This is a genomic window from Streptomyces sp. NPDC017936 (assembly GCF_044328485.1).
Taxonomy (GTDB): domain Bacteria; phylum Actinomycetota; class Actinomycetes; order Streptomycetales; family Streptomycetaceae; genus Streptomyces.
Genome location: NZ_JBIRHK010000001.1, coordinates 129565 through 153706, shown reverse-complemented (window position 1 = coordinate 153706; position 24142 = coordinate 129565). Strand labels below are relative to the sequence as shown.

25 protein-coding genes and 1 pseudogene are annotated in these 24142 nt (G+C 73.4%); 17 read left to right on the top strand and 9 right to left on the bottom strand.

Annotated features, from left to right (window positions below; translation table 11 throughout):
* Positions 1-142: 142 nt before the first annotated feature.
* Positions 143-1030 carry a helix-turn-helix transcriptional regulator gene (locus ACH4F6_RS00720; RefSeq protein ID WP_397957624.1) on the bottom strand — a complete coding sequence of 296 codons (888 nt, stop codon included), beginning with the start codon at positions 1028-1030 and terminating at the stop codon, positions 143-145.
* A 230-nt stretch (positions 1031-1260) separates the two neighbouring features.
* Between ACH4F6_RS00720 and ACH4F6_RS00715 the strand changes: the two genes are divergently transcribed.
* The 3 genes from ACH4F6_RS00715 (at position 1261) to ACH4F6_RS00705 (ending at position 3628) form a co-directional block, all read left to right on the top strand.
* Positions 1261-2277, top strand: a complete 1017-nt coding sequence (locus ACH4F6_RS00715; protein ID WP_397957623.1) for a zinc-dependent alcohol dehydrogenase family protein — start codon at positions 1261-1263, stop codon at positions 2275-2277.
* A 139-nt stretch (positions 2278-2416) separates the two neighbouring features.
* Positions 2417-3184, top strand: a complete 768-nt coding sequence (locus ACH4F6_RS00710) for an SDR family NAD(P)-dependent oxidoreductase (RefSeq protein WP_397957622.1) — start codon at positions 2417-2419, stop codon at positions 3182-3184.
* A 30-nt stretch (positions 3185-3214) separates the two neighbouring features.
* Positions 3215-3628: a cupin domain-containing protein gene (locus ACH4F6_RS00705; protein WP_397957621.1), complete on the top strand. Its 414-nt coding sequence runs from the start codon at positions 3215-3217 to the stop codon at positions 3626-3628.
* A gap of 305 nt (positions 3629-3933) precedes the next feature.
* Here the strand turns inward: ACH4F6_RS00705 and ACH4F6_RS00700 are convergent, their stop codons facing one another.
* The 3 genes from ACH4F6_RS00700 to ACH4F6_RS00690 all read right to left on the bottom strand — a co-directional run bounded on the left by ACH4F6_RS00700 (position 3934) and on the right by ACH4F6_RS00690 (position 6418).
* A complete protein-coding gene (locus ACH4F6_RS00700; protein WP_397958190.1) occupies positions 3934-5223 on the bottom strand; it encodes an Nramp family divalent metal transporter in 1290 nt (429 codons plus the stop codon).
* Positions 5216-5443 (bottom strand): hypothetical protein, encoded by a 228-nt coding sequence (locus ACH4F6_RS00695; protein ID WP_397957620.1) that lies wholly within the window; start codon positions 5441-5443, stop codon positions 5216-5218. The genes ACH4F6_RS00700 and ACH4F6_RS00695 overlap by 8 nt, the downstream gene beginning before the upstream one ends.
* Positions 5444-5518: 75 nt before the next feature.
* Entirely contained in the window at positions 5519-6418 is a 900-nt protein-coding gene (locus tag ACH4F6_RS00690; protein WP_397957619.1) for a manganese catalase family protein, read from the bottom strand.
* Between the two features lie 199 nt (positions 6419-6617).
* Here ACH4F6_RS00690 and ACH4F6_RS00685 point away from each other — a divergent pair, with 199 nt between their 5' ends.
* On the top strand, positions 6618-7376 hold the full coding sequence (locus tag ACH4F6_RS00685) for a BTAD domain-containing putative transcriptional regulator (protein WP_397957618.1): 759 nt from the start codon (positions 6618-6620) through the stop codon (positions 7374-7376).
* 35 nt (positions 7377-7411) lie between these two features.
* The gene (locus ACH4F6_RS00680; RefSeq protein ID WP_397957617.1) at positions 7412-7672 is read left to right on the top strand and encodes a hypothetical protein; all 261 of its coding nucleotides are present in this window, start codon (positions 7412-7414) and stop codon (positions 7670-7672) included.
* Between the two features lie 344 nt (positions 7673-8016).
* On the opposite strand, the gene ACH4F6_RS00675 is transcribed toward ACH4F6_RS00680, so the two are convergent.
* Positions 8017-8619: a TetR/AcrR family transcriptional regulator gene (locus ACH4F6_RS00675; protein WP_397957616.1), complete on the bottom strand. Its 603-nt coding sequence runs from the start codon at positions 8617-8619 to the stop codon at positions 8017-8019.
* Positions 8620-8681: 62 nt separating this feature from the next.
* Here ACH4F6_RS00675 and ACH4F6_RS00670 point away from each other — a divergent pair, with 62 nt between their 5' ends.
* Both ACH4F6_RS00670 and ACH4F6_RS00665 read left to right on the top strand, forming a co-directional pair.
* Complete coding sequence (locus tag ACH4F6_RS00670) at positions 8682-9680, top strand: NmrA family NAD(P)-binding protein (protein ID WP_397957615.1); 999 nt, start codon at positions 8682-8684, stop codon at positions 9678-9680.
* A gap of 239 nt (positions 9681-9919) precedes the next feature.
* Positions 9920-10519 carry a hypothetical protein gene (locus ACH4F6_RS00665; RefSeq protein WP_397957614.1) on the top strand — a complete coding sequence of 200 codons (600 nt, stop codon included), beginning with the start codon at positions 9920-9922 and terminating at the stop codon, positions 10517-10519.
* 231 nt (positions 10520-10750) lie between these two features.
* On the opposite strand, the gene ACH4F6_RS00660 is transcribed toward ACH4F6_RS00665, so the two are convergent.
* Both ACH4F6_RS00660 and ACH4F6_RS00655 read right to left on the bottom strand, forming a co-directional pair.
* Positions 10751-11896, bottom strand: coding sequence for an MFS transporter (locus tag ACH4F6_RS00660; RefSeq protein WP_397958189.1), 1146 nt, complete (start codon positions 11894-11896; stop codon positions 10751-10753).
* Between the two features lie 38 nt (positions 11897-11934).
* Entirely contained in the window at positions 11935-12708 is a 774-nt protein-coding gene (locus ACH4F6_RS00655; RefSeq protein ID WP_397957613.1) for a Chromate resistance protein ChrB, read from the bottom strand.
* Positions 12709-12839: 131 nt separating this feature from the next.
* On the opposite strand from ACH4F6_RS00655, the gene ACH4F6_RS00650 reads away from it, so the two are divergent.
* Positions 12840-13319, top strand: a complete 480-nt coding sequence (locus tag ACH4F6_RS00650) for an ATP-binding protein (protein ID WP_397957612.1) — start codon at positions 12840-12842, stop codon at positions 13317-13319.
* Positions 13320-13708: 389 nt separating this feature from the next.
* On the top strand, positions 13709-14947 hold the full coding sequence (locus ACH4F6_RS00645) for a serine/threonine-protein kinase (RefSeq protein WP_397957611.1): 1239 nt from the start codon (positions 13709-13711) through the stop codon (positions 14945-14947).
* A gap of 200 nt (positions 14948-15147) precedes the next feature.
* On the opposite strand, the gene ACH4F6_RS00640 is transcribed toward ACH4F6_RS00645, so the two are convergent.
* On the bottom strand, positions 15148-16296 hold the full coding sequence (locus ACH4F6_RS00640; RefSeq protein ID WP_397957610.1) for an MFS transporter: 1149 nt from the start codon (positions 16294-16296) through the stop codon (positions 15148-15150).
* 944 nt (positions 16297-17240) lie between these two features.
* Between ACH4F6_RS00640 and ACH4F6_RS00635 the strand changes: the two genes are divergently transcribed.
* From ACH4F6_RS00635 to ACH4F6_RS00615, 5 genes are all read left to right on the top strand, one after another.
* A complete protein-coding gene (locus ACH4F6_RS00635) occupies positions 17241-17924 on the top strand; it encodes a LysE family translocator (protein ID WP_397957609.1) in 684 nt (227 codons plus the stop codon).
* 456 nt (positions 17925-18380) lie between these two features.
* Complete coding sequence (locus ACH4F6_RS00630; protein WP_397957608.1) at positions 18381-18917, top strand: STAS domain-containing protein; 537 nt, start codon at positions 18381-18383, stop codon at positions 18915-18917.
* A gap of 82 nt (positions 18918-18999) precedes the next feature.
* Entirely contained in the window at positions 19000-19770 is a 771-nt protein-coding gene (locus tag ACH4F6_RS00625; RefSeq protein WP_397957607.1) for an SDR family NAD(P)-dependent oxidoreductase, read from the top strand.
* Positions 19771-19800: 30 nt separating this feature from the next.
* The gene (locus ACH4F6_RS00620; protein WP_397957606.1) at positions 19801-20172 is read left to right on the top strand and encodes a MerR family transcriptional regulator; all 372 of its coding nucleotides are present in this window, start codon (positions 19801-19803) and stop codon (positions 20170-20172) included.
* 222 nt (positions 20173-20394) lie between these two features.
* Positions 20395-21465 carry a hypothetical protein gene (locus ACH4F6_RS00615; RefSeq protein ID WP_397957605.1) on the top strand — a complete coding sequence of 357 codons (1071 nt, stop codon included), beginning with the start codon at positions 20395-20397 and terminating at the stop codon, positions 21463-21465.
* Between the two features lie 104 nt (positions 21466-21569).
* Here ACH4F6_RS00615 and ACH4F6_RS00610 read toward each other — a convergent pair.
* A pseudogene (locus ACH4F6_RS00610) lies at positions 21570-21827 on the bottom strand (winged helix-turn-helix transcriptional regulator); the annotation flags it as partial.
* Between the two features lie 275 nt (positions 21828-22102).
* Between ACH4F6_RS00610 and ACH4F6_RS00605 the strand changes: the two are divergent.
* The 3 genes from ACH4F6_RS00605 to ACH4F6_RS00595 all read left to right on the top strand — a co-directional run bounded on the left by ACH4F6_RS00605 (position 22103) and on the right by ACH4F6_RS00595 (position 24046).
* A complete protein-coding gene (locus tag ACH4F6_RS00605; protein ID WP_397957604.1) occupies positions 22103-22483 on the top strand; it encodes a hypothetical protein in 381 nt (126 codons plus the stop codon).
* Between the two features lie 179 nt (positions 22484-22662).
* A complete protein-coding gene (locus tag ACH4F6_RS00600) occupies positions 22663-23769 on the top strand; it encodes a PP2C family protein-serine/threonine phosphatase (protein ID WP_397957603.1) in 1107 nt (368 codons plus the stop codon).
* A gap of 13 nt (positions 23770-23782) precedes the next feature.
* Entirely contained in the window at positions 23783-24046 is a 264-nt protein-coding gene (locus ACH4F6_RS00595) for a hypothetical protein (RefSeq protein ID WP_397957602.1), read from the top strand.
* Positions 24047-24142: the final 96 nt, after the last annotated feature.

The following is a 24142-nucleotide window of genomic DNA, read 5'->3' as shown; positions in this document are numbered from 1 at the left end:
CCCCGCCCGGGGGGGGGGGGGGGGGCCCCGCCCCCCCCCCCCCCCCCCGGCCCGGCCGCGCGCCCCCCCCCCCCCCCCCGCGGGGCCCCCCCCCCCCCCCCCGGGGGGGGCCCCCGGCGCCCGGCGGTGTGTCCGGGGGCGGTCAGCGGGCTGCCTGCCGGGTGAGGGCCTGCGCCTCTTCGGTGGCGGCCCAGGAGGCGAGGAGACGCAGGCCCTCTTCGGAGGGCGAGCCGGGCTCGGCGGTGTAGACGGTGAGGGTGAGGCCGGGTGCGGCGGCCATTTCCAGGCCCTCGTAGGCGAGGGTGAGGTCGCCGACGGCGTGGTGGTGGTAGCGCTTGGTGCCGGTGCCGTGGTGGCGGACGTCGTGGGCGCCCCAGCGGGTGCGGAAGTCGTCGCTGCGGGTGGAGAGCTCGCCGACGAGGTCGTGGAGGTCCTTGTCGTGGGGGTCGCGGCCGGCTTCGGTGCGCAGGATGGCGACGGCGATGTCGGCGGCCTGGTCCCAGTCGGGGTAGAAGCGGCGGGACGAGGGGTCGAGGAAGGCGAAGCGGGCGAGGTTCGCCTGGTTGCGCGGGTCCGCGTAGACGTCGGCGTAGAAAGCGCGGGCGAGCCGGTTGGTGGCGAGGAGGTCCATGCGGCCGTTGCGGACGAAGGCCGGTCCGGCGGTGACGGCGTCCAGGGTCCACTGCAGGCTGCGGTGCGCCTTCCACTGCCGGGTGGTGCGGCGGCGCGGGCGGGTGAGGACGTCGGAGCCGTCGGCGGCCTGGGCCAGGTGCAGGAGGTGGGCGCGTTCGGCGTCGTCGAGCCGCAGTGCCCGGGCGACGGCTTCGAGGACGGCCGGTGAGACGCCGGCGAGATTGCCGCGTTCGAGTTTGGCGTAGTACTCGACGCTGACGTCGGCCAGGGCGGCGACCTCGCTGCGGCGCAGGCCCGGGACGCGGCGCCGGGTGCCGGCGGGCAGCCCGGCCTGCTCGGGAGTGATCTTGGCTCGCCGCGAGGTGAGGAACTCGCCGGCCTCTCGCTGGTTGTCCACCCCTCGACGGTACGTCCCGCACGCCGCCCGAGGGATGTACTGCCGGTACACCCCTTGTCAGTGACTCGCTGCGCGCGCGAAGCGCGGGTTACCTGGATGACGTGGCGCTTTCCCCCCGGAGGAACGGCAGGGGAGGGACGCCACGGTCCCACGGCGTCCCTGTCCCGGGAACGCCGGCACGCGGGCCGCCCCGGGCGGTCCGACCCCCTCGTACGTAAGGAACCCCCCTGATGCGCGGAGCAGTGATCCACGCCCCCGGCGATGTGCGCTTCGAGACCCTGGAGGACCCGAAGATCCTCCAGCCGACCGACGCGATCATCCGTACGGCCGTGACCTGCGTATGCGGCTCGGACCTGTGGCCCTACCGCGGCGCCGAGCCGATCGGTGACCCCCGTCCCATGGGTCACGAGTACGTCGGCTTCGTCGAGGCCGTCGGCAGCGACGTCACCTCGGTCAGGCCCGGTCAGTTCGTCGTCGGCTCCTTCGCCACCTCCGACAACACGTGCGCGAACTGCCGCAACGGCTTCCCGTCCAACTGCCTGCGCCGCGAGTTCATGAGCACCTGCCAGGCCGACTACGTCCGCATCCCCAACGCCCAGGGCACCCTGGTCGCCACCGACGAGGTACCCGACCAGAAGTTCTGGCCGGGCCTGCTGGCGGTCTCCGACGTCATGGGCACCGGCTGGTGGGCCGCCGACGCGGCCGGGGTGGGGCCCGGCTCCACCGCCGTCGTGGTCGGCGACGGTGCGGTCGGCCTCTGCGCGGTGATCGCGGCCAAGGAGCTGGGGGCGGAGCGGATCATCGCGATGAGCCGGCACGAGTCCCGCCGGAAGCTCGCGCTGGAGTTCGGCGCCACGGACATCGTCACCGAGCGCGGTGACGAGGGCGTCGCCCGGATCAAGGAGCTCACCGGCGGGATCGGCGCCGACAGCGTGCTGGAGTGCGTCGGCACCGCCGAAGCCGTGCGGCAGGCCCTGCACTCGGCCCGGCCCGGCGGCAACGTCGGCTTCGTCGGCGTCCCCCACGGCGTCGCCGTCGACGGACAGGAGCTGTTCTTCTCCCACGTCGGCCTGCGCGGCGGCCCCGCCCCCGTACGCCGCTACCTGCCCGACCTGATCGACCGCGTCCTCGAGGGCCGCATCGACCCGGGCAAGGTCTTCGACCTCACCCTGCCCCTGGACCGGGTCGCCGAGGGCTACCGGGCCATGGACGAGCGCCGCGCGATCAAGACACTCCTCAAGCCCTGACCGCGACCGACGACGCCTCCGACGACGCCTCGGGGCCGCGACGACGGTCCCGACGTCGTCCGCCCCGACCGAACCGGGACACCGGAGCATCGGGCACCGCGCCGGACCCGTCCGATCGGCTTCCGACAGGAGAACACCCGTGAACCCCGCCTACGACTTCACCGGACAGGTGGCCTTCGTCACCGGAGCCTCCTCCGGCATGGGCCTGGCCACCGCCCGCGCCTTCGCCGAAGCCGGCGCCGCCGTGGCGCTGGCCGACATCGACCAGGAGGCCCTGACGGCCGCGACGAAACAGCTCACCGACGACGGCCACCGGGCGCTCGCCCTGATCTGCGACGTCGCCGACGAGGACCAGGTCGCCGCCGCCGTCGACCGCACGGTGGAGACCCTCGGACGCCTGGACGTGGCCTACAACAACGCCGGCATCCAGATCCCGCCCGCCGACGCCGCCGAGGAGTCCGTCGAGGTCTTCGACCGGGTCCACGCCGTCAACCTGCGCGGCGTCTGGGCGAGCATGAAGCACGAGCTGCGCCACATGCGCGCCCGGGGCAGCGGCGCCATCGTCAACTGCTCCTCCCTGGGCGGCCTGGTCGGCATCCCCAACCGCGCCTCCTACCACTCCTCCAAGCACGGCGTGATCGGTCTGACCGGCAGCGCCGCCCTCGAATACGCCCCGCGGGGCATCCGCATCAACGCCGTCTGCCCCGGCACCATCGACACCCCCATGGTCAGCGACATGATCGCCAAGGGGGAGCTCGACCGCGCCGAGGCCGAGGCCGCCCAGCCCATCGGCCGCCTCGGGACCGCGCAGGAGATCGCGCAGGCCGTCCTGTGGCTGTGCAGCCCCGGGGCGAGCTTCGTCGTCGGCGTCGCCCTGCCCGTCGACGGCGGCTACGTCGCCCGCTAGGCACCCGACACCAGCAACGAAAGGACCATCGTGGAGTTCATCGAGCAGCAGCCGACCAGCAAGGCCCCGGCCGACTGGTTCACCGGAGACGTCTGGTGGGACGTCGTCGTCGCCGGCCAGGAGCCCTCCCGCATGCGGGCCAACCTGGTCCGCTTCTCACCCGGCGCCCGCACCCACTGGCACTCCCACGCCGTCGGCCAGACCCTGCACGTCGTCTCCGGCATCGCGCTCATCGGCACCCGCGACGGCACGGTCTTCGAGGCCCACCCCGGCCAGACCGTCGCCTGCCCGCCCGGTGAGGAGCACTGGCACGGCGCGGCCCCCGACCGCTTCATGGAACACCTCGCGATGTGGGAAGCCACGACGGACGGCACCCCGGAGACGACCTGGGCCGAGGCGGTCACCGATCCGCAGTACATCGGCCCCCGCACCCGTCGGCAGTAGGCCGCGGTGCCGCCGGGGCGGTGCCGCCGACGCGCAGCCGACGGCTCCGGCGGTGCCCCACGAGGCCACCGCCGCCCGCCCCGTGCGCAGGCGACCTGACACCGCTGCTCCTTCGACGAGCGAGTTCCGGCCCGAGCCGGACCGGTGACGGTCGGTCGTCCTCGACCCGGAGCCGACCGACAGCAGCGAACGCACCGTCGAGACGGCCGGTCCGGACGATCTCGAACCGCCGTGTGCCGCAACCGAGGCGTCGAAGCGGTCGACGGCCTCGTCCACTTCACCCACGTCCGCCGCGGGACGTGCGCTCAGCCGAGGAAGGGCTGGGCCAGCAGGAAGAGGTTGAGTCCGCTGATCAGAGCGGCGGCGAGGGCCGCCAGCACGGTGGTGGTCCTGCGGTTGACCAGGGTGCCCATGAGGCTGCGGCGGGAGGTGAAGACGAGGAGGGGGAAGAGGGCGAAGGGAATGCCGAAGGACAGGGCGACCTGGCTGAGCACGAGGGCCCGGGTGGGCTCCAGCCCGGCGATCAGCAGGCCCATGGCCGGCACGAGGGTGGCGGCGCGACGCACGGCGAGCGGTACACGGCGGCGCAGGAACCCCTCCATGATGATCTGCCCGGCGTACGTGCCCACGCTCGAGGAGGCCAGGCCGGCGGCCAGCAGGGCCAGCGCGAAGGCGGTCGCGGCGCCTGTTCCCAGCAGGCCGCCCAGCCCCGCGTGCGCCTCGTGGAGGGTGTCGATGCCGTCGTGGCCGCGGGTGTGGAAGACGGCGGCGGCGACGATCAGCATGGTCATGTTGGCCAGCCCCGCGAAGGTCAGGGCGGCGACGATCTGCCGGCGAGCCGGCTTGCGCGGGCGGGCCGCGGGCGCCGGCGACGGGCCGGCGTGGTGGCGGGTGAGGGCGGAGTGCAGGTAGACGACGTGCGGCATGACGGTGGCGCCGATGATGCCGCTGGCCAGCAGCAGGCTGTCGGCCCCGGCGAACCGGGGCACCAGACCGGTGGCCGCGTCGATCGTGGGGCCCGCGTTCCACGCCTGGTACAGGAATCCGAGCAGGATGACCAGCAGCATGCCGGCCAGGACCGTCTCGAAGCGGTGGCGGCCCTGTGGGGCGAGCATGAGCAGCAGCAGCGCCACGGCGGCGGTGATCAGGACACCCGGGATCAGCGGGATGCCGAAGAGCAGGTTCAGGGCGATGGCGCCGCCGATGAGCTCGGCCAGGTCGGTGGCGACGGCGACGACTTCCGCCTGCACCCACAGGAAGGCGTTGAGGGTGCGCGGGCAGTGCTCGCGGCACAGTTCCGGCAGGCTGCGGCCGGTCGCCGCGCCCAGTTTCGCCGACAGGTACTGGACGAACATGGCGACGACGTTCGCCGCGGCGATGACCCACAGGAGCAGGTAGCCGTAGGTGGCGCCGGCGGCGGTGTTGGTGGCGAAGTTGCCGGGATCCACGTAGGCCATGGAGACGACGAACGCAGGACCGAAGAGGGTCGTCCAGCGCAGCCACCTCGGCGGCCTGTCCGCCACCGCCGACACCGTGGACACCGACGTCGAGGCCGGTGCCGGTGTGGGCGAGTCGAAGGTGTCGGTCTCAGCCATCGTGCTCACCGGTCCTCCTGCGCAGGGCGCGCCGGGCCAGCAACCGCCCGGCGGTGGCGAGACCCACCAGGGTGGCGAGCAGCTGCTGGGCCGCGCCGCCGTACAGCGCGGCGGTGGCGATGCCCGAGACGATCAGCGACACCAGCACGAGCTCCGCCGGCCGGGCGCGGACCCGCCCGGTGCGCGGCGGCGATGGGGCTTTCGAGACGACGGTGGTCATGGGCGCTCCACAACGGGCGGTCGACGAGACCGGGGCCCGGGCCCACCACGCGTGCGGGATCCCGGGCCCGGGGGTTCAGGTGAGCTTGTCCTTGAGCTTGTCCATCGGGCCGCTCTTGCTGCCCGGCGCGCTGCTCGTCGGGGTGCCCTGGCCTCCGTCGTAGGTGGCGTACAGCTTGGGGTCGGGCGGAGGCGTGGAGGCGATCCCGCCCTGGGCGACGGGGTCCTCCAGGTAGGTCACTTGCTCACCGCCCGGCATGGGCGCGCCGACCCAGCGGCCGGTGGCGCCCGCGGTGCCGTCGGACAGGTGCCAGATGGCGTAGGCGTCGCCGGACTCCTCCTCGTCGAAGAGGGCGTTCGGCGCGATGCGGGTGGGCTCCAGGCCGTCGGCCTCGAGTTCCTCGATCGCGGCCAGCCACTGCTGCTGGTGCACGCTGTCGCGGGCGAGGTTGAACTTCAGCATCGCCCGCACACCGGGGTCGTCGGTCATGTTGTACAGCCGTGCGGCCTGAAGCCGGCCCTGGGCCTCGGCGGCGGCGTTGGCCTGGAAGTCGGCCAGGAGGTTGCCGCTGGCCACGATGTACCTGCCGTTCCACGGGTAGCCGTTGCTGTCGGCGGGCAGGGGACCGCCGCCGCTGATGATGGCCTGCTGCGGGTCCATGCCGCCCACCACGGCGGCGACCACGGGGTCGGAGGAGGCCGCGTCGGGCGTGGCGGTGGAGGGTGCTCCCTCCAGCAGCCGGGCGACCATGGTGGCGATCATCTCCACGTGCCCGATCTCCTCGGTCGCGGTGTCCATGATCAGATCGCGGTACTTGCCCGGCATCCGGCAGTTCCAGCCCTGGAACAGGTACTGCATGGTGACGGTCATCTCTCCGTAGGCGCCACCGATGAGCTCCTGGAGCTTGTGCGCGTACACCGCGTCCGGCTTCTCCGGTTTGGCTTCGAACTGCAGCTGGTTGGTGTGACGGAACATCTCGGGGGCCCTTCCGGCTGGAGGATCGGCCGACGCTGGAAAGCGCCGTACGGGCACACCAGCAGCGCCGTGTCACGTGCCCGTCACCACGGCCGTCACCACCTCGAAAAACGGGCCGCCGAGGGGTTGCCCGTCCCCGCGGCCGGTCACTCGGGTCGTGTCCCGGCACGCTCCGCCGACACACCGCCCGGGAGGTTCCGTGACCGCCGGTATTCCCCCTGCCTGCACCAGCGGACCCGCACGGCTCGGCCTCCTGGGCGGCTTCAGCCTCCGGGCCGGCGCGCGGCCGCTGCCCACGCCCCCGGCCGGTCAGCGGCTGCTGGCCTACCTGGCGGTCCAGCACGATCCCGTGTCGCGGGCGAAGGCCGCGCACACGCTGTGGCCCGACACGGACGACACCCGCGCCGCGGCCTGCCTGCGCTCCGCCCTGTGGCGCCTGCCCCTCACCGTGCCCTGCCTGGTCGAGCACCCGGCGGGCGCCCTCGCCCTGACCGCCGGCGTGCAGGTCGACACCCACGAGCTGGAGCGCCAGGCCGCCGCCCTCGCCTCACCCGATCCCATCGACCCACCGGAACTTCCCGCCCCGCGCGCGCTCTGCCACGACCTGCTGCCCGACTGGTCCGACGACTGGCTCCTCGCCCACCGCGAATGGCTGCGTCAACTGCGCCTGCGCACCCTGGAACGGCTCTGCGTCCGACACCGGGAAGCAGGCGCCCTGGACGCCGCCCTCGAAGCGGCGATGGCCGCCGTCGCCTGCGAACCACTGCGCGAGAGCGCCCACCGTCTCGTCGTCACCGTTCACCTCGCCGACGGCAACGTCTCCGAGGCACTGCGCCAGTACGAGCTCTACCGCCTGCTGCTGCGGGACGAACTCGGCCTCACCCCCACGCCCACGTTCCGCCGGCTCCTCGCGCACGTGCTCGGCAGGCCCGTCGACACGGGGGACACGAGCCGGTGACACACCGGTGACAACGCCCTGGCACACCTACGGGTATGAACGCCGCAGCCGCCACCCGTCCGCCCCCTGACGCGGGACAGGAGGACGACCGCCACGAGCCGGTCGCGACACTGATCGTCCGCGCATGGCTCCGCGACGACGGCCTGCTGTGTGCCAGGCTGATCGAAACCGCTCACGGGACGCCCCGCACCTGGGCGACGGCCGAGGGCGCCGAAGCCGTCTGCGCGGCCCTGCGCGCCTGGCTCGACACCCTCGCCGGTCACCCCCCTCCTCCGGCCGGACGCACACCGCCGTGAGGCGGGCGTCCGGTCACCGGACGGACCGCTCCGACGGCCGGCCGGGTACCGGGTGCGACCCCGCCGGTCATGAGCACACGGACGTCGACGATCGTGGCGGAGCAGGCGCTGGCGCGCTCCGCCGGGCCACGACGGCCCTGGACCCGACCGGGCGGGGCTGCTCCGGGTCCGCGGCGCGGACGGCGCCTGGCCCGGGACGGGCTTCGGCGTCCCGAAGGGTGTCCGCACCGACGAGCCGCCGTCCATGAGGCCCGTCGCCGGGCACGGCAGGTGCCGCGGTCACCCGGTCGGGGTTCGCGTTCGACCGACCGCCCTCGCGTGCCGTGCGGGGGAGGAGCAGACCGTCATCGCAGTCGGGTGAAGGCCTGGTCGGCGTCGGCGACAGCCTCGGGGTGCACGTCGCGGGCGGTTCGCCCGTCGGCGATCTTCTGCCAGTTGGCGCGGGCGAGCACCCGTTGGACCGCGAGGACCTGGGCCGCGCCCAGGCGTGCCCGGATGCCCGAACCCGGGTCGAGGGCCTCCGCCAACGCCTGTTCGTCCTCGAGCATGTACTGCGTGAGCCGTCCCGCCAGGCTGGGCGTGGTGAACACCAGGCGATGGAACTCCACCACCGCGGGATGGTCGCTGAGGCCGGTGACGGGCTCGTAGCGGTCGAGGCCGGCCCGGAAGTGCCGGTGCAGCGCCGCGATGGGGGAGACGCCGGGCCGGCGGTCGCGCACGACGCGCGCGGCCTCGCCGTGGTGATCCGCGAACCGGTGCAGTACCAGGTCTTCCTTGGTGGGGAAGTACCGGAAGAGGGTCGGCTTGGAGACCTCGGCCACCGCGGCGACGTCGCTGACCGCGACCTGGTCGAACCCGTGCGCCAGGAACAGGGAGATCGCCGCGTCGGCGATGGCGTCACGGGTCCGCGCCTTCTTGCGGGCGCGCAGCCCCGTCGGTTCGGTCACCCGAACAGCATAACATTCTTTACTGGGTTGCTTTTTTAACCCGGTAACGATTTGATGCGGGGATGACTCGGACAGACCTCCCCGACCCGGGCACCGGCCCGACGCCCGCGACCGATCGTGCCCGGCACGGCGCACTGCGCGCGCCGGCCCAGGACACCGTCGACGCCCTCGTGACACGAACCCCCACGTCCCCGGTGCTCGTCACCGGGGCCACCGGCCGGATCGGGCGCGGAGTCGTCGACCACCTCGTCGGCGCGGGCGTGCCGGTCCGCGCCCTCACGCGTCGCGCCGAAGCGGCGGTGACACTGCCGCCCGGCGTCGAGGTCGTCACCGGTGACCTCACCGTGCCCACCTCGCTCGACGGGGCGCTGCGGGGCGTCGGCGCCGTCTTCCTCCTCTGGACCGCACCGCCGGCGACCGCCGCGGCAGTGGTCGAACGGCTGGCGGCCCATGCGCCGCGCGTCGTCTTCCTCTCCTCACCGCACCGGACACCGCACCCCTTCTTCCGGCAGCCGAATCCCATGGCGGTGCTCCACGCCGAGATCGAGCGGCTCATCGCGGCCACCGGACTCGAGTCGACGATCATCCGGCCGGGGATGTTCGCGTCGAACGCGCTGGCCTGGTGGGCGCCCGCCGTCCGCGCCGGCGATGTCGTCCGGTGGCCCTACGGCGCCGCCGAGACCGCACCCGTCGACGACCGTGACATCGCAGCCGTCGCGGCGCGGACCCTCTACCAGGACGGACATGCCGGCGGTGACTACGTCCTCACCGGCCCCGAGTCACTGAGCCAGGCGGCGCAGGTGGACATCATCGGGAAGGTCCTGGGACGCCCGACCAGGTTCGAGGAACTGTCGCCGGACGAGTTCCGCAGCGAGACGGAGGGAAAGGCGCCGCGCCCGGTCGTCGACATGCTGCTCGCCGCATGGGGCGCAGCGGTCGGAAGGCCCGCGTTCCTCACCTCCGCGGTGTCCGACGTCCTCGGAGTGCCGCCGAGATCGTTCTCCCAGTGGGTCGCCGATCACGCGGGCGCGTTCGAGCAAGGCCCGGTGCCGTCGACCTGACCTTCGCCTGGGGCCCGGTCCGGACCTCCGGACTGGGCTGCGCCGGTCCCTCGAGCGCTGCGGCGTCCGCCAGGAAGTCCACTGCTGCGGTGCGGCCGCACGACGGCGCCTCGCGGGGCGGCCGTCCGGCCGGTCCACCGCCCCGCATCCGCACCGTCCTGGCAGAAAAACCGCTGCACGGCCGGTGAGCGGGTACCACATAGTGGACCGACAGCACCGATCAACGAGAACGGACGGCCGTGACCACCGCCTCCAGCGAAACCCCCACCGAGCGCGTCCCCGGACGGGCCTGGACCGTCCGGATCACCGGACACAGCGACCGCACCGCGAGCGTCTCCTGCAGCACCTCCGCCTGCCGGATGCCGCCCCGCTCCAAGGACGTCGCCTCGCTGCGCGCGTTCGCCGCCCGGCACGCCGCCGCCCACGCCAAGGCCGCCACCGTCCGCCCCCACGCCTGGTGCCACTGCGGCTCCCAGCACTGCGCCGCCCACCCCGAGGCCACAGCGCACTGCGCGGGCGCCGTGCTGCTGATCCTGCGCCACGACCCCACCGTCGGCCGGGTCTGGAGTGTCGAAGAGGTCTGTGAGGCGTGCGCCCCGCTCCTCGCGCACACCAGCGTCCTGGCCCGCGCCGCCTCCCCCCGGCGCCGTACCGCCCAGCCCGCCACCGCCGCCGCTCGGTCCACCGGTGCGGCGCCGGCCACCCGGCCGAGCGTCCCGGGAGGCTTCTCCTCACCCGCCACCGGCCCCACCGAGGCCGAGAGCCGGACCGCGCCCGCACGACGGTCCCGCCGCGCCCCGCAGCGCACCCGGCGCCGGCGTTCGGGCCAGGGCCGCTGAGCACCCGGCGCTCCTGGAACCCCACCGGTACCCCGCGATCGTCTCCCCGGGCTTCTGGAAGCCGGGGAGCGGCCGCCGTACCGCCGCGGTCTCGACCGGTTCCGCCGTGACGCCACCACCGTCGCGACGTCCGGCGAGCCGTTCCCACCGGCCCGAGGCGGCGTCCGTCCGCTCTCCTTCGGCAGGCGGTCCTCAGAAGGCGTCGAAGGCCGTCCCGGGGGCACCGCGGGACTACTTCGCCGTTCGTGTCGTGCGGGGGCGGAGCGCCGGAGCGAGCAGGGGGCCCGCCGCCAGCAGGACGGCGAGGGCGGCGTAGCCGAAGGTGAGGGTGGAGACGGTGGCGGCGCCGGCGACGAGCAGGGGACCGCCGGCGTCCCCGAGTTCGCGGCCCAGTTCGGCCGATCCCATGGTCTGGCCCATGCGTTCCTCCGGGGTGGAGGCGGCCAGGGCGGCGAAACCGAGCGGGGTGATCAGCCCGGTGCCGGCGCCGATCAGGGCGGCGGCCAGGAGGACACCGGCCAGGCCGGGCAGCATGGCGGCCGCGAGTCCGGCGGCGGTGACGAGGAGCCCGGTGAGCAGTCCGGTACGCGTGGTCAGGCGTCCTGCGTCGAGGGCGTGGCCGGCCTTGGGCTGGACGACGGCGGCCGTGGCGGCCAGGACGGACACGGCGGCGCCGGTGGCGACGGTGCCCAGCCCGGCCGCCGCGCCGGAGACGGGCAGGAAGCCCACGCCCACGGAGAGCGCGGCGGTGGCGGCGGCGAGCGCGGCGGTGGGTGCGAGGAAGGACCGGTCGCCCAGACGGCGGGCGAGGTCGGCCACGGTCTGCCGCTTGCGGGGCAGCGGCGGGACGACGGGGACGGCGAGCGCGGCCCACAGGGCGACGGCCGCCGCGCACCCGGCCATCACCGTGAACAGCAGGCGCAGGCCGCCCGCCCACACCAGCACGCCGCCCAGGAGCGGGCCGAGGGTGTAGCCGATGGACTTGCAGAAGCCGTAGGAGCCGAAAGCGCGCCCGCGCTTGGCGGCCGGGTTGAGGCGGGCGACCAGGGCGGAGGCCGAGGGGGAGAACGCGGAGGCCGCGGCGCCCTGGCCCAGGCGGGCGGCCCACAGCCAGCCGGGGCTGTCGGCGATCGCGTACAGCGCGGAGGCGCCGGCGAAGGCGATCAGGCCGCCGAGGAGTACGGGCTTGCCGCCGATGCGGTCGGCGAGCGAACCGAAGACAGGCTTGAGCAGGACCTCGGCGCCGTCGTACAGGGCGAGCAGTCCGCCCAGGACCATCAGGGAGGTGACGGCGTCCTCGGAGAAGCCGCCGAGGTTGGCGGCGATGCCGTGGGCGCCGAAGGCGGTGGTGAACCCGGCCGCGTACAGCGGCCACATGGCCCGCCTCGGGGCGGCCGGGGCCGCGGGCGGTGTGGTCACGACGCGTCCTCGTCGGTGGAGTGCAGCGCGGCGAAGACGCGCTCGGAGTAGTCCTCGCAGACGGCGGCGCACTGCTTGAGCCGTTCGCCCGCCGCGGCTGCCTCGGGGGCGCCGAAGACGTCACGGGCGGTCAGATCGCGGTGCCAGCGGCGCAGTCGCTCCAGCGACTGCTCCTCTTCCTCCAGTTCGGCCAGGGTGAACTTGGCCGTGCGGATCTCCTTGGCGATCTCCTCCTCGAACTTGCCGCAGTCCGCGAGGAACTCCGCCCAGTCCGCCGAGCGGGCCGCGGTGAACATCTCCCGGAAACGGGCCGCGTCCCGGTCGGAGCGGCCGGACGCCTGGAGCGTCACGCCCTGGCCGCCGGCGGAGTCGGTCAGTTCGAGGGCGCGCTGCACTCCCGCGGCGAAGACGGGCACCTCCGGCACCGCCCAGATGCCCTGCCCCAGGGAGAGGGCCCCGACCTTGCGCAGCTCCCGCCACACCGCCACGCGGTGCCGGGACGGTTCCGCAGGCAGCTTGATCACCAGGATCAGCCACCGGACAGCCTGCTCGACGTTTGTCACGGCTGAGAAGGTAGCAGGCGTTACATCACCGATGGTGGCGTGGGATCCGGGCGGCAGCCGGTCGCCGTTGTGGTGGCCCATCTCCCCGGCCGGGGTCGGCGCGCGGATGCCGTCGACGGAGGCGGTCACGACGGACAGCCCGCCGGGCTGCCCGGTTTGCTCGACGCCCGCCACTGGTTCCCCGGCCCCGTCCGTGATACTTACCATCCAACCTTTCCTGAGGATCGGTGCGCCGGGTGATGCCCGGATGCGGCGGAGTCGGCAGAGGGGCACGGGGCGTTTCCCGCGAGGGCGCGGGCAGACGCGGGGGTGTGAACGGGGTGGTGAAGGCGGCGGTGATGGATCCGGTTCCCTTGGGCGAGGACGACACCGCGCCGTACGAACAGCTTCTGCAGACCACGGCCGCGTTGGACGGGGACGGCACGGACATCGCCCACGCCCGTCACCTGGCCGCGGACTTCCTCGCCCGCGTGCAGGCCGAGCACGGTCTGCCCGTCTCGCAGCGTGCCATGGACGTGACGCAGTTGGTGGTCAGCGAGCTGGTCACCAACGCCCGCAAGTACGCGCCCGGTCCGGTGCTGCTGGACGTGCGGATCGTCGACGACACGGTCGAGGTGGTGGTGTGGGACTCCGACCCCGTGCTCCCCGTCGCCCGGGCCGCCGATGCCGGGAGGGTGGGGCAGCACGGCCTGGAGATCGTGATGGCCCTCGCCCAGGGCTTCGAGGCGCAGCGGGAGCCGGTCGGCAAACGCATCACCGCCCGGATCGCCCTGCTGGACGACCCGGGCGGTCACCTCGCCGGACGAGGCCCCGTGTAGACCGGGACCCCGGAGGCGAAGACGGCTTCCGGACCGGTCCGGCCCGTCCGTGCGAGTGGCGCCCCGGCCGAGCGGCTGCGGCATGCCTCGCATCGCCCGCAGGGCGACTGCTGCCGCAGGTGTGACACCTGCGCACGCGCGCACGCTGGAGGAAACGGGCCTGCCCCCGGACTCCGCGATCCCGCCTCCCCCGATCGAGCGGGTGTCCTCGAAGGGGCGGGCAGGTGCTTCCCGTCACTCGCCCGTCCGCGGATGAGGGACCATGCCGGGGCGGTGCATGATCAACGAAGCGGTAACCTGAGCGCCCAGCAGCCCAAATGATCATCAAAGGCGAGGAAACGGGTCTGCTCGGTGGGTGACTGCTGTGACGACGTGGGGTGGGTGGGCAGGTGCTGCTTGCGGACCGCTATCAGCTCGAGGAACTGCTGGGGCGCGGCGCGATGGGGGAGGTGTGGCGGGCGGCGGACCAGCTCCTGGGGCGACCGGTGGCGGTGAAGCTGCTGAAGGCTCAGGAGGCCGCGGACAGCGAGCGGTTCCGGCTGGAGGCGCAGACCGCGGCCCGTCTGAACCATCCACATGTGGTGAGCGTGTACGACTTCGGCTCCCACCACGGCCTGTTGTACCTGGTCATGGAACTCGTCGAAGGATGGAACCTGGCTCAGGAGAGATCGCTGCGCGCCACCCTGAACCCGCGGGACGCCGCGGTCATCGCGGCACAGGTGGCGGACGGCCTCGCCGCGGCGCACCACCACGGGGTGATCCACCGCGACATCAAACCCGCCAACATCATGCTCTCCGCCGACCGCACCGTGAAGATCACCGACTTCGGCATCGCCCGCTTCGCCGACGACGCCGCCGGCACGCTGACCGTCACCGGCAAGATCGTGGGCACCGCCGACTACCTGGCACCCGAACGCGCCCTGGGACGCCCCGCACACCCCGCCTCGGACGTCTACTCGCTGGGCTGCGTGCTGTACGAACTCCTCACCGGCCGGCCGCCGTTCCGCGGCGCCACCTCGCTGGCCGTCGTCCAGCAGCACGTCGACGCCACCGCGCCGTCCCCCGCACACCTGCGCCCCGACATACCCGCGCCGCTCGCCGACTACGTGCTGAGCCTGCTGGCCAAGGAGCCCACGCACCGGCCCACCGCCCCACAGGCCTCGGCCTGGCTCCACACCCACGGCGCCACCCCGACGGAACGCCGGCGCACCGCGTCCCCGCCGGCAGCAGCCCCTCCTCCAGCCGCACTCCCGCACCGGGCGGAATCCCGCACCGCACCCGTCCGCCCGCACAGCCGCCGCCCCTTCACGTCCAGAGCGGTGCTGGGCGCCGCCGCCGCGGCCCTGTTCGCGGCTGCCGCCGCCATCGGCGCATCCCTGAATTCCGGCGGTGAAAGCCCTTCACCGCAAACGGTTCCCCCGAGCCCGGCTGCCGCCACGCCCTCCGCTCCTGCCGACGGCGTTCCCGCTGTCTCGTCCTCGTCCGCCGAGCCGCCCTCCCAGCCGTCGGCGGCAGCACAGCCCGAGGGCCGAGAGGACCAGGAGGACCAGGAGGACGGCGAAGACCAGAAGGAGGGAAGCGGCAAAGGGAAGCACGGCAAGGAGAAGGAGGAACGATCCGACGACTGACCGCCTTCGGCGTCGCCTCGTCCAGGACGAGGACGGTCTCGGCGACCGACGCCAGGGGGCCGGGACCGATCCGGGACCTTCCGCGGATCACGGTGCGGCCCCACCGCGTGACGCCGATCGCCGAAGCCGTCCGTGCCTCGAGAGGCGACGTCGCGGACGCTCAGCGCACAGGGCCTCACGTGCAAGGGCCCGTGCCGGTCTCATCTGCGGTGCTTGCCGCGGCGGGACCGGCAACGGGTGCCGTAGGTGAGGGCGCAGGCGAGGCCGAGACCCTGCAGGACGGCGCACACGGTGATCAGCGTGTGCAGGGCTGCCGGGTCGACGAGGGCCATGAGGACGCCGGCGAGGGGATAGGGCAGGAGCAGGAACAGCACGGTCACGGACAGCGTGCTGCCGAACACCTCGGCGGGGATGAGCTGGGAGCGGAAGGTGCGCAGGACGACGGCCAGCACACTGTCGCCGGCCATGAAGACGGCGATCACCACGAGGTACGCCGGGTAGGAGTCGACGTGGGCGACGAGGAAGCACGGCACGCTCGTCACGAGGGCGGCGCAGCGGCCCGCCTTCGTCAGTCCCCACCGGTCGATGACGACGCGGCAGGTGGCGACCGCCAGCAGCGAAGCGGCGGCCGCGCAGGACCACACCAGGCCGACCGACGCGCTGGACCGGCCGAGTTGCTGCACCACGAGCACGGGGGTCGCCGCCTCCACGAGGCCGAGGGCCAGGTTGGACAGAGCCAGCCCGGCCACCAGCCACGCGAGCGCCGGCAGCGCGCGCAGGGTGGCCCAGCCGGTGCGCCATCCTCCTGCCGCGGGCGCGGTTGCCTCGGGCGCTCGTGGAGGTGTCCGGCTCAGGCGCGGGGCGATGAGGGCTGACAGCATCGACAAGCCGCTGATCACCGCGAGCATGCCGCCGGGGCCCTTCCACTGCAGAAGGAGGCCGCCTGCCGCGGGCCCGGCCAGAGCGGCCGCCTGGTCGATGCCCAGGAGGACCGACTGGACGCGGTGCGCCGCGTCGCCCGCGTCCCGGCTGGCGGTCGCGCCGACGCTTTCGGCCGCGATGAAGCTGAACTGGGTCAGGCACCCCGTGCACGCCGACAGGAGCATCACCAGACCCAGGGCCGTGCTGTCATCGGTCATGGCCAAGGCGGGCGCCGTGAGTCCGACGACCAGCGTCCGCACGGTGGCGGCCAGCCGGAAGACCCGTGCGGGCCCGTAGTGGTCGACAGCCATACCGGCCAGGCCGAACGTGCACAGCCGCGGCGCCCACGTCAGCACGAAGGATATTCCGGTCAGGGAGGACGAGTTCGTCGTGCCCAGCACCAGCAACGGGATGCCGTAGGTGGCCATGGAGGCCGCGGTCGCGTCCGCGAGACGGGGCAGGTAGACGACCCGGACCCGACCGTGGGAGGCGGTGCGGGCATGCCGGGGCGCAACAGGCCGGACTTTTACAGATGTCAAGTGAATGTGCTTTTTCTGTGGAGCGTGCGGCAGTCGATGAGCGACCCGGATGGCAAAGAGGTGCAAGTCATGACGGAGCGATTCTCCGGGTGAACTCCTTCCTGCAGAGCAGGCCGCATTCCGGGCCGTGCGCACCAAGAGCGGACCCGTTTCCGGGCAATTCGGAAACGGGATCCGATGTCCACGGTTCACAACGGGCGCCTGAAAGCTGCGACCTGACGCCGGTGTCCGGTCGCCGCACTTCGACAGCGTGATCGACTCGCCGAACGTTACTCCGGGTACGCCGAGGTCATGCGGTCCGGAGCCGAAGGGAAAATGACTCCGGACCGCACCCGGCCGCACCACCGGTCATCACGTCCGCTTTCCGCCCGGACCGCTTACGACGCCCAAGCCCCGTCGCGTGACTGATCGAGGATCGGCGACACCGGCCAGGGTGTGTCCCGCATCGGTAAAAGCTCCGCAGGGGATTCCTGAGGGACGACAGGCACGGGGTCTCCGGACGCATGGGGCGTTCCTCTCGTGCGAAGCAGGCGGCGTCACGTGCCTGCGAGGTCCATCGGCGGGTACGGGACGCCCATGGCCCTCACGCTGACGCACCCCGAGCGCGACATCCGGAAGCCGGGCGAGCACGACGGCCCGTTCCGCGGGCGCACCCCGGCGTTCGTGACCGCCGCCCGCGCTCCGGAACGGTTCCGGTCGAACGGATCCCCGGGGGCCGGGAGGGCGGCGCCGGGCGAGAAGGTCCGCCCCGCCCTCGCCGAGACCGCCCGGCGGCACGGGCCGCCCGCCCCGCGGGGCCGCACAGGTCCCAGGGACGGACGGGCGTCAAGGTGATGTCGGTGGACCTGGCCGGTTTCCTCGGCGTGGTGCTGGTGGCGTACGTGGTGCCCGGCCCGGACTTCCTCGTGGTGGTGAGATCCGCCGTCGAACACCCGTCCAAGGGGCGGGCGGCGGCGCTGGGAGCGCAGGCGGGGCTGTGCGTGCACATGCTGGCGGCAGCCGTGGGGCTGTCGGTGGTCGCCACCCGCTCGCCCATGGTGTACGAGGCGGTCAAACTGGCGGGCGCGGCCTACCTGTTCCACCTCGGGGTGCGCGCGGTGCTCGCCGTCCGCCGGGCCGCCAGGGAAGGGAAGGCGGCCGGCGAGGGAGCCGGCGCACCCGACGACTGGTCCCACGACCCGGCCGGGGCGCCCGCGACGGAAGCCGGGAGGAGCCGTTCCCGCCGGCGGTCCGGCTTCGCCCAGGGATTCCTCACCAATGTCCTCAACCCCAAGGCCGCGCTGTTCTTCCTCAGCATCCTGCCGCAGTTCGTCGACGGCGGGGGATCCACGGCCTCGCAGATCTTCTTCCTCGGCATCCTGGACGTCCTCATCGGCGTGGTCTACTGGTTCGCCCTGGTCGTCGTCGCCGCGCGACTGCGGTCCCTGCTCGCCCGGCCCGAGATCCGCCGTCGCTGGGAACTGACCACCGGCTGGCTCTTCGTCGTCATCGGCATCTCGGTCGCCGTCGTGTTCTGAGCGGGGACCGTTCCGCCCGCGAGGACTCGCCGGGCACGGAGGCTGCCGTCCCCCCTGCGCGCCACGACCCTCCGGCGCCGCGCGAGCGAAGTCCCCGGCGCCGCACAGCCGTCCGCGCCCGCACCGGCACGGTGACCGTGCATCCGCCCGTCCGGACCCCTCGAGCCGGCGGGCGCATCCCCGCCGAGGAGCCTCGTCGACGTCGTCGAGGGGCCGGCAAGGGGCCGGAGCCCGTTCCGGCCGTTCCGCCCTCACGCGCAACGCGATTGCTTCCCTGGCCAGACGTGCGCATATCGTGACGGATCCGTTTCACGCGGATACCCACGACGCCGAAGAGCATGTCCTGCACGCCGGTTGTCTATACGAAGGAAGGGAATTCACGCCCGAGAGAGCCCGTCGGTCATCCTGGAACGCAACAGTGGTCGCAGCACTCCCGACAGCTCACCGAAGGCTCTCGTGCCCTCTCCCTACGGAGCACCCCACCGCCCGCTGCCGCCCGCCCGGGCCACGGCCACCGAAGAAGTCAGCGTGGTCACCCTGCACGGCGACATCGACCACCACAACGCCGCCCACCTCGGCGCCTCTTTGCTGTTCCCCCGCGGCACGGCCACGGCCCGCACCGTGATCGACCTCAGCGCCGTCACCTTCATCGACTCCAGCGGCATCAACGTCCTCATCGCCGCCCACCACGCCGCCCGGCGATCCGGCGGCTGGCTGCACCTGGCCGGCCTCACCGGCCACGTACTGCACACCATCCAGCTCGTCGGCCTGGACGACGTCATCCCCTGCCATCCCACCCTCCGCCACGCCCTGGCCGCCCTCCCGGCGCCGCCCGCGGCAGGGGCGGAGGCCGTCCGGCACGCTCCAGGCCGTGCAGCGGTGCCGGACGCGGACGGCGCGACTGCGCACCACGGCGCTCCGGGCCGCCGGACAAAGGCGGACGCGGCCGGGAACACCGGCCGGCCGGCCCCGGTGGACTCCACCACGGTGTGAGCCCACGACCGCACCCGGCCCGGCCGGCAGCGCGCCCGCCAGGCGCACGGGTTGACCTTGCCGCCGGCGTCAGGGTTGAACGATGACCGGCATGGACCACAGCACCACACCCCAGATCAGCACGGTCGTCGCCGTGACCGGAGCCGGCACCGGGATCGGCCGGGCCACCGCCCGCGCTTTCGCCGCCCAGGGCGCTCACGTCCTCGCCGTCGGCCGGCGGACCGAGCCGCTCGAGGAAACCGCCGACGGACACGACCGGATCGTCCCGCTGGCTGCCGACATCACCGCGGACGGCGAGCCCGGACGGATCGTCGGGACCGCGCTGGAGATGTACGGCCGGTTGGACGTGCTGGTCAACAACGCCGGCATCGTGCACAGCGGCGCCCTCGGCACGCTCACGCCCCAGACGATCGTGTCGCAGACGGCCACCAACCTGATCGCACCCGTCCTGCTGGCCCAGGCCGCGCTGCCCTCCCTGGAGGCGTCCGGCGGAGTGATCGTCAACGTGAGTACGTCGGTGGGGCAGCGGGCCTGGCCGGGCAGTTCCGTCTACGCGGCGACCAAGACCGCGCTGGAGACGCTGACCCGCAGCTGGGCGGTCGAGCTGGCGCCTCGCGGGGTCCGGGTGGTGGCGGTCGCGCCCGGCGCGATCGACACCCCGATCGGCGAGCACCAGGGACTGACGCCGGAACGGACGGCCGCGGTACGACGGTGGCAGCTGGCGCACACCCCGCTGGGCCGGATCGGCCGACCGCAGGAGGTGGCCTGGGCGATCACCCGACTCGCCGCGCCGGCCGCGTCGTTCATCACCGGGGTGGTGCTCCCGGTCGACGGCGGGGCGGTCGTGGCGTGATAGGAGTTGCCCCCCGGGAGGGTGAAACGGGTGCAGATCGGTGAGCTGGCCAAGGAAACCGGGGCGACCGCCCGAGCGCTGCGGCACTACGAGCAGGCGGGGCTGATCTCCTCGGAGCGGGCCCCCAACGGTTACCGCGTCTACGACGAGCGGGCGGTGGTGCGGGTCCGCAACATCCGCCACCTCCTGGCCGCCGGGCTCACCCTGGACGACGTGCGGGTCTTCCTGCCGTGCCTGGACGCAGACATGACCACGGCGCCGCCGTCCGACAAGGGCATCCAGGTCGCGGTGGAGCGACTCGCGGTCCTCGACGAACGCATCGCCGCCCAGAGCGCGGTCCGGGACCGCCTCCGGGCCGCACTGCGCCGGGCGACCGGTGAGCGGATCCGGCCGGTGGCCTGACTGCCCACCTCGCCGCGGAAGGCCGCAGGAGCCGAGCGCTTCCCAGCCCCCTGGCCGCCGTCACCGGCGCCGAGGGCGCCGTTCTCCCTTTTCGCCACCAGGGGAGACGTCCTCTCCCCGCTCGTCGGCGCACGCCGGCCCCCATGCCGCGTCCCCGGGGGCCGGGCGGGTTTTCCGGTGCCCGGTAGGCTCCGCTGAGCCGTATCGATTCGGGGGGATGTCGTGAGCCAGGTGCTCTATGGCGAGCGGTCGTGGAATCCGCTGGCGCGCACGGTGGAGTTGACGGAGACCGGCCTGCGCCGGGGCGGCAGGACCACGCCGCTGGGCGAGCTGAACCTCGCCGCGATGGCCGAGGCGTTCGAGCGGGGTCGCTGGCTCGGGGGCGGCGGGACACAACGCCCGCTGGAACGGCTGGCGGACGGCGCCGGCGTCGTCCCGGTGACGCGCGTCACCGGGACCACCACCCCGGTGAGGGTGCGCCGGGCCGCCGAGTTCGCCCGTCGGATGGGCGAGTTGGCGCTGCGGCAGTGCGGCGGGCCGGAGCGGGTGGCCGCCCTGGCGGCCCAGGCCCGCGCCGAGGGCGTACCGCTGTGGATGGCGCGGCGGTTCGCTCCGGGGCCCGCCGGACCGGTCACCGTCGCCGTGGACCGGCGTCTGGTGCGCGTGGACGTGTGGGGGCCGCACGCTCCCGTCGCGAGGATCCGCGCGCCGCACGGCTTCCGCCGCGACGTGCCGGACCCGTCCAAGGGGCTGCGTCTGACCGTCGGCGACGTCCCGGCGCAGCTCGCACTCGACAAGAGGCTGCGCAAGTCCAAGAGTTCGGTTCAGGCGCGGCTGTCCGGGCAGCACTGGGTGCTGCGGCGGGAGAACGCGGTGAGTTCGTGGCTGCTGCGCGACGAACGGCGCGTCGCCCTCCTGACGCGGCCCCCGCGCCGGCCGGCGGTCGAGCCGGGCACGGTCCTGATGCCGCTCGCTCCCGTGCACTACGAGAGCCCGGACCCCCTGGACGCCGTCATGGCGCAGGTCTTCGCCGTCGCCTTCGGGCTGGGGGACACGACGGGCCTGGCGCGGTTCCGGGAGCGGCGGCGCCCGGTGGGTGAGGGGGAGCCGCTCGCCGTCGATGACGACTGGGGCCGCCCCTGGTTCAGCAACCTGGGCAGGGCGGGCGAGGACAACGAGCCCGGCGGCGGGGACGGCTGGGGCGCGGACGGCGGCGACGGCGGAGACTCCGGCGGGAGCGACGGCGGCGACGGCGGCGACGGCGGTGGTGGCGGTGACGGAGGGGGCGACTAGGCGGCGGTCCCCGCACGACGGCTCCCCGCTCGTGACGGCGGTCCCGTGGACGTCGACAGCAGCGCCGATCTCGTCGGTGTGCTTGCCGCCGGTCTCGTCGTCGATCAGTGCGTGTCTTTCGCCTCGGCGGCCTCTTGAAAGGCGACGATCGCCTCACCGTGGTCTCTCGCCCACGCGGTGAGCATTCTGATGGGCTCCTCCAGCGTGCGCCCGAGCTCGGTCAAGCTGTACTCCACGCGTGGGGGCGCTTCGGCGTGCGCGTGCCGTTCGACGAGCCCGTTGTCCTGCAGCCGGCGCAGTGTCTGGGCCAGCACCTTGCGCGAGATGCCTCCGCTCAGCTCGACCAGCTCGCGGTGCCGCAGGGACCGTCGGCCATGGCGGTGACTCCGGTGAGCAGCGGGGCACGCAGGATCGTGCGGCGCCGGGTTGAAGTTCGGTCCTGCTGGTTCACGGACAGGCCCTTCGTGAGGGGATCCGGCAGCGGGAGAGGCGAACGGCCGGCGAGACGGGACCTCGCCCCTCGGGGCGGCGGGTGCGGCGAAGGGCGAATCTTTTCGGCGGCGCGAGCCCCGCGCTGCCTCGAGGCGCCGTCTACGCTGTAGACACGTGCCGCCCTCGGGAACCTGGGAGGTGTGCCGTGCCCCGCACTCACCACTTCCACCTCGACGTGGACAGCCACTCCGTCACGGTGCAGACCCGCCCCGCCGCACATGAAGCAGAGCTGCTGGTGGACGGCAAGGTGGTCGGCTACCAGCGCGCACACCACCGCGAGGACACACTCGCGCTCACGGCCGAGCTGCCCGACGACCCGCCCCGCCCGTTCGACGTCACTCTCCACACCGGTGAGACCGCGGAGCGTGCCGCCACCTGCGTGCTGGAGATCGCCGGACGCAGGCACCCCATGGCTGAGACGCCGCTGGGCCGATCCGACGGCACCCTGCCCACAGGGCCCCGGCCCGTACTGCGCTCGGCGCGCAGACTCCTGCGCAGCCTCGTGCGACGTACCCTCCGCCGGTAACCGCAGAACGGCGAGAGTCCCTGGCCGTCGGAGCGGGCGGTGGACGAAACCGCGAGTCGGTCCGCGACCGGCGGTTGCGGCGCGGCCACGCACGGGTGCGTCGGCGACGCCGACGGGCGACCGCACGCCGGTCTCCGCCTGTGCGAGCGGATCAAGCGCGGTCGGTGTAGAGAGGAGTCATGTCGCAAGGTCTCGACGGATCTCGCCGGCCGGCGCGAACGAGCCGGGCGCTGGTCGCCATCCCGATCGCGTGGATCGTTGTGGTGTCCGTGATCGACGTTCTTGCGCCTCCCCGCATTCACCTGGGGCCGCTGCTCGTCGCCGCCCCGGCGATCACCCCCTCGTTCGGCGGGCCCCGGACGGTGGCACTGGTGGCCGCGCTGGCGGTGATCGCGCAGACGATCATCGGGGTACTGCGCGATCCCGACGAGCTGCTTTCCGCCAATCACGAGGCACAGGTCATCGCCCTGGTGCTGGTGGGAGCGAGCCTCGTCGTCTTCTGCGTGGTGCGGGAGCGTCGCGCGGAAGAGCTGACACAAGTACGGTACGTGTCCGAGACCGCCCAGCGCGTGGTCCTGCCTCCGCTGCCCGGCCGGCTCGGTCCGCTGCGTGCCGCCTCCCTCTACCTCGCCGCGGAGGCCGAGGCCCGGATCGGCGGTGACCTGTACGCGGCGGCGCGCACCACTTCCGGCACCCGGCTGATCGTCGGTGACGTGCGGGGCAAGGGGATGACCGCGGTCAGTGACGCCGCACTGCTGCTCGGGGCGTTCCGCGTCGCGGCTCACCGCCAGGCGAGCCTCGGCGAGCTGGTGGCCTACCTCGACCGGAGCGTGTGCTGGGACTTGATGGAACCGGGGGAGACGGGCCGCTACGGGGAAACGTTCATCACCGCCACCGTCCTGGACATCCCCGACCGGGACGGCCGCGTCCAGATGGTCTCGTGCGGGCACCCTCCGCCCGTCGTCCTCCGCGAGGGCCGACCGGTGACGATGAACGCCCTTCATCCCGCACCTCCGCTGGGGCTGGGCGAACTGACGGACCGGAGTTACCACGTGGAGAGCTTTCCGTTCCTCCCGGGAGACCTCCTGTTGCTGTACACGGACGGCGTCACCGAAGCCCGCGACCCGGCCGGCACCTTCTACCCGCTCGCCGAGCGCATCACCGGCTGGACCGAGCGTGATCCCGACGCCTTCCTCGGCCGCTTCCGACGCGACCTGCTGCGTCACGTCGGTGGACACCTGGACGACGATGCCGCCATGATCGTCATCGAGCGCCCGGCCCCGTAGGGGGTGCGGCGGCATGCCGAGCACGCGGGCCGAGCCGGCCGAGGACTTCGAGGGCCCGGACGGGGCGGTCGTGACCGTGCCGTCCGCCGTCGGCGACGCGGTGACGGCGTTCGCGGCCGGCGGCACCTTTGCTCCGTCGCGGAAGTCGCCAGGACCGCTCGGAAGGAGCGTGCCGAGACCGAAGCCGCCCAGAGGCGGCTCGCTGCCGAAACGGACGAGCTCGGTGCCGGACGAGTGGTGGGTGCTGTTCCGGCGGGTGGTGCCGGCGTACGCCTGAACGTGCTCAACCCCGTACAGGTGGACGTGCTCGGTTGATGATGCGCTGGCCACGGGTTCTCGTCGGTCCGCAGGGGACGGTCGACAGCGTCGGACG

Bases quoted from the DNA above. Each gene is read 5' to 3' on its own strand.
- ACH4F6_RS00715 (WP_397957623.1), top strand. From the start codon at position 1,261: ATGCGCGGAGCAGTGATCCACGCCCCCGGCGATGTGCGCTTCGAGACC.
- ACH4F6_RS00700 (WP_397958190.1), bottom strand. From the start codon at position 5,223: ATGGCTGAGACCGACACCTTCGACTCGCCCACACCGGCACCGGCCTCG.
- ACH4F6_RS00695 (WP_397957620.1), bottom strand. From the start codon at position 5,443: ATGACCACCGTCGTCTCGAAAGCCCCATCGCCGCCGCGCACCGGGCGG.
- ACH4F6_RS00690 (WP_397957619.1), bottom strand. From the start codon at position 6,418: ATGTTCCGTCACACCAACCAGCTGCAGTTCGAAGCCAAACCGGAGAAG.
- ACH4F6_RS00680 (WP_397957617.1), top strand. From the start codon at position 7,412: ATGAACGCCGCAGCCGCCACCCGTCCGCCCCCTGACGCGGGACAGGAG.
- ACH4F6_RS00670 (WP_397957615.1), top strand. From the start codon at position 8,682: ATGACTCGGACAGACCTCCCCGACCCGGGCACCGGCCCGACGCCCGCG.
- ACH4F6_RS00660 (WP_397958189.1), bottom strand. From the start codon at position 11,896: ATGTGGCCGCTGTACGCGGCCGGGTTCACCACCGCCTTCGGCGCCCAC.
- ACH4F6_RS00655 (WP_397957613.1), bottom strand. From the start codon at position 12,708: ATGGTAAGTATCACGGACGGGGCCGGGGAACCAGTGGCGGGCGTCGAG.
- ACH4F6_RS00650 (WP_397957612.1), top strand. From the start codon at position 12,840: ATGGATCCGGTTCCCTTGGGCGAGGACGACACCGCGCCGTACGAACAG.
- ACH4F6_RS00640 (WP_397957610.1), bottom strand. From the start codon at position 16,296: ATGGCCACCTACGGCATCCCGTTGCTGGTGCTGGGCACGACGAACTCG.
- ACH4F6_RS00635 (WP_397957609.1), top strand. From the start codon at position 17,241: ATGTCGGTGGACCTGGCCGGTTTCCTCGGCGTGGTGCTGGTGGCGTAC.
- ACH4F6_RS00625 (WP_397957607.1), top strand. From the start codon at position 19,000: ATGACCGGCATGGACCACAGCACCACACCCCAGATCAGCACGGTCGTC.
- ACH4F6_RS00600 (WP_397957603.1), top strand. From the start codon at position 22,663: ATGTCGCAAGGTCTCGACGGATCTCGCCGGCCGGCGCGAACGAGCCGG.
- ACH4F6_RS00595 (WP_397957602.1), top strand. From the start codon at position 23,783: ATGCCGAGCACGCGGGCCGAGCCGGCCGAGGACTTCGAGGGCCCGGAC.